We start from the raw sequence: 3,236 nt of genomic DNA, 5'->3' as shown, positions 1-3,236 counted from the left end.
CTGGATGAGTACAACGACCGCCCACATCAGGGCTTGGCCATCCCTGGCTTGTCGCCCAATGAGTTCGCCAAGCGTATTTGGCTCATGTAGTCAGTTGTCAATGTTCAGAGTGCCGTTGACTATTACAGAGTTTGTTACAATTGCAGGGGTTGTTGTCGCAGTACTTACCCTGTTCTTCGGTGATAATATATACCAGCAGATTACGGGACGTTCCTTCTACAGTTCTCACGACATCTCAAAAGACATTATTACTACAATGCCACCAATGTCTAGCACTGCGCAAGCCACATCATCTACATCGCTGTCACCTACAGCAACACTCGTGCGCATCAGCAGCTTGAATCGGCTCGCAATATTAACGTTGTTCAAAATACCAAGAAAAACAAAAACTGACGTAGACAGATTAGATACGATATTTCGTCCAAATCGTTCTAATTCTCTTGTGGTCATTCCCAATTACCCTTTGTTATCGAAATACGAGCTTGATGAATACGGCTACATATTAGAAAACGGCCAGCCGATTGATATCCCATTGGGCACAGATATGGGGAAATATCTAGATATAGATTGGGGGCAATGGAGAAAGTATTTGGGAGTATTCGACTTTATCATACCAGCCAATACCATACAATTTTGTGGCTTTTACATTCGTTCCGAAGTTGGGGGGGGTAACTGGGAGTCCTCCCAAAGATTCATTTATAGCGCAGATATAGGTGCCGATGACTTTAAGATCGAACGTGCATCGTGGGTAGAAATCAAAGATTGTAGTGATAGTCCAATTACCGATTGGTCACAGAAACAAGCAGAAAACGCCTGGGCACCAACCGATTTGGTATATTATTGGGATAAAGAGTCTAATAGCTGGATACGACTAAAATGACACACTGCGCATTCAAGGGGTAATGCTTCCAAATAGTTATAGGCGGCATAACAAGCGCTGGCCCAAAGTCCAGGCAGACAGTTCCACGATCATCATCGTTCCCCAATTGCCTCAGGATTCGGCCTCGATTACACTTTGATGGGAATTATAAGCAAGCAAATGGAGGTGCAAATGTCACTCACTGAGCTACTTCCGGCCGTGAGAACCCTGTCGCGCGCCGATAAGCTTCGCCTCATGCACTTTCTCGTGATTGACCTGGCGCAAGAAGAAGGGGTGCCACTCCTGGCAGCGGATACTGAGTATCCAATTTGGACACCGCTGAATGCTTTCGAGGCAGCAGAAACCCTGTTGCAGATGCTAGAAACGCATAAGGCCGAAGCATGACCTCGCCTGCTCGTTTTCCTTATGTCAGCGCCGAATCGGGTCGTCCAGAGGCGAGTCTGTTAGCGTATTTGCCGATAACGCTGAGTCACGAGAGCCATTCGGTGCCGGTTTCGGGATTGCTGGACACGGGCTCAACGGTCAATGTGTTACCCTACTCGGTTGGTCTGCAGCTTGGGTTAGTCTGGGAGGAAGAGACAACGCCAGTTCACTTGACGGGCAACCTGGCCAAACTTCCGGCCCGCGCTGTGATCGTCTCTGGTCAGGTGGAATCGTTCCCACCGGTGGAGCTTGCGTTTGCGTGGACCCAATCGACAGACGTGCCCGTGATTTTGGGACAAATCAACTTCTTCATGGAATTCGACGTCTGCTTCTTCCGTTCGCAATCGATGTTTGAGGTGAAGCCGAAAGGCACGTAGGTTGACAGGACGGCTCATACTGAACAGCGAAAGGTGCCGGCTACCCCCCGCTGCACCCGACGCGGCGGATCGAGGCTCCAATCAACGTCCTGGGCAAGAAGGAGGTTGACCATTCATCGCCGCTGCGCGGGTGAGCTTAGCCGTTAGGCGGCGGGCTTTCAATCTGTTCGCCGTTCCCGAACCCCTGGCACAATGTGCACACGCAACCACTCCGTAAACGCTTCTCGCCCCATTTCGCCCGGGGCTACCTGCAAGATCACCCGCTCCTGCTCAGCGACCGAAGCCTCTATCTCGTAGCCGTTTAGCACCAGAAATGTTTCCATGGCTGCATGGCCGATGCGCTTATTGCCGTCTACGAATGGGTGGTTCTTGATCTCAGCGTTCTTGGCAGGCACATGCTCCATGGCCTGCTGAAAGTCCTCATCTGGACGGGTGAGCAATTCTTCAAGGCTCATCCGGAACAACTCCTCCGGAGCGACTTGATAGCGATTGGCCTTCTCTTGCAATCAGGCCCACTTTTCTGCCGGAAGGGTAATCGTAAGCGTAGCCATGTTCTCTCCTCTTGCGTCGTTGTCACGAAACCATTGCGTTGCGCTGCCCGCCCACGTTGGGCGCAGCGATTCCGCTGCAGCCCAGCGTTGGACAGCGCCTGCTTGCAATTTATGCAGAAACCATGTGCGACTCTATCTTCTCCAACTGCTCCGCTTCCTTTTGCTGTGCCCGATTTGCTGTGCCCGATACAAGTCCCAACGTAACTGCAAGTTCATCCAGAACCCAGCCGTTGTCCCCAAATACTTCGCCAGCCGTAACGCCGTACTCGGCGTGATGCCCCGCTTCCCGTTGATCAATTCATTGATGCGCTGATACGGCACATGGATACCCGCCGCCAGCTCCCGTTGTGTTATACCCATCGGCTGTAAAAATTCTTCTCGCAAAATTTCCCCAGGGTGCGTTGGCTCTCGATTCGTCGGCACTCTCACCATTTTCATCACCTTCTCTGTTCAGTGATAATCTATCATCTCAACTTCTGCCGGTCCGGCTTCGCTCCAAATGAAGCAGATCCAATATTGCTCATTGATGCGGATACTGTATTGCCCTTGCCGGTCACCTTTCAAGGCTTCTAACCGATTGCCCAGTGGAACTCACAAGTCGTCTAACGCTTCGGCGGAATCCAGCTGATCCAGTTTCCGCGCTGCCACTTTCCACAATCTCGGGAGACAAGCTTTGTACGCCGCTTTTGAATTGACACCGTTGAAAATGTCTTCGATGCCGGCATCTTTGAACGACCGTATCATGCGTCCACGGTATCACGGAAGGCATGCTATTACAAGCGACATACAGACCTTCTCCAACCACTCGAGAGAAACGCTGCCCTGCTCGGCAAAATATGCACAGGCGTTGATAGGTTCCACCAGCGGTAGTGCCGCCAAATTTCTGCCGTGGTATTTACGCCAGACTGTAATGGTATAATATTCCTATCAGGCAAAACCGATTGAACTTGTTGAACTTGCCATGTCTCCCACCATAGACCGTGTTGGCCTGTATCGCTTTTTCTT

General features: G+C 51.0%; 5 protein-coding genes and 1 pseudogene. 3 read left to right on the top strand and 3 right to left on the bottom strand.

What is annotated here, in order from left to right; translation table 11 throughout:
- From FKZ61_RS23565 to FKZ61_RS23555, 3 genes are all read left to right on the top strand, one after another.
- Positions 1-880: hypothetical protein (locus tag FKZ61_RS23565; protein WP_211358715.1), on the top strand; the 880-nt coding region annotated here is incomplete at its 5' end.
- A 171-nt stretch (positions 881-1,051) separates the two neighbouring features.
- Positions 1,052-1,264 (top strand): hypothetical protein, encoded by a 213-nt coding sequence (locus FKZ61_RS23560; RefSeq protein ID WP_141612612.1) that lies wholly within the window; start codon positions 1,052-1,054, stop codon positions 1,262-1,264.
- Complete coding sequence (locus FKZ61_RS23555; protein WP_141612611.1) at positions 1,261-1,680, top strand: aspartyl protease family protein; 420 nt, start codon at positions 1,261-1,263, stop codon at positions 1,678-1,680. Before FKZ61_RS23560 ends, FKZ61_RS23555 begins: the two co-directional genes overlap by 4 nt.
- A gap of 158 nt (positions 1,681-1,838) precedes the next feature.
- Here FKZ61_RS23555 and FKZ61_RS23550 read toward each other — a convergent pair whose 3' ends face one another.
- From FKZ61_RS23550 to FKZ61_RS24580, 3 genes and pseudogenes are all read right to left on the bottom strand, one after another.
- Positions 1,839-2,186 (bottom strand): type II toxin-antitoxin system death-on-curing family toxin, encoded by a 348-nt coding sequence (locus tag FKZ61_RS23550; RefSeq protein WP_268252129.1) that lies wholly within the window; start codon positions 2,184-2,186, stop codon positions 1,839-1,841.
- Between the two features lie 177 nt (positions 2,187-2,363).
- Positions 2,364-2,663: a HigA family addiction module antitoxin gene (locus FKZ61_RS24585; RefSeq protein ID WP_141612614.1), complete on the bottom strand. Its 300-nt coding sequence runs from the start codon at positions 2,661-2,663 to the stop codon at positions 2,364-2,366.
- A gap of 18 nt (positions 2,664-2,681) precedes the next feature.
- Positions 2,682-2,975, bottom strand: a pseudogene (locus FKZ61_RS24580) (type II toxin-antitoxin system RelE/ParE family toxin).
- Positions 2,976-3,236: the final 261 nt, after the last annotated feature.

The organism is Litorilinea aerophila, assembly GCF_006569185.2.
Classification (GTDB): Bacteria; Chloroflexota; Anaerolineae; order Caldilineales; family Caldilineaceae; genus Litorilinea; species Litorilinea aerophila.
Note: the sequence above shows the minus strand (reverse complement) of the source record. Positions and strands in the feature narration are given on the sequence as shown.

Bases quoted from the DNA above. Each gene is read 5' to 3' on its own strand.
- FKZ61_RS23560 (WP_141612612.1), top strand. From the start codon at position 1,052: ATGTCACTCACTGAGCTACTTCCGGCCGTGAGAACCCTGTCGCGCGCC.
- FKZ61_RS23555 (WP_141612611.1), top strand. From the start codon at position 1,261: ATGACCTCGCCTGCTCGTTTTCCTTATGTCAGCGCCGAATCGGGTCGT.
- FKZ61_RS24585 (WP_141612614.1), bottom strand. From the start codon at position 2,663: ATGGTGAGAGTGCCGACGAATCGAGAGCCAACGCACCCTGGGGAAATT.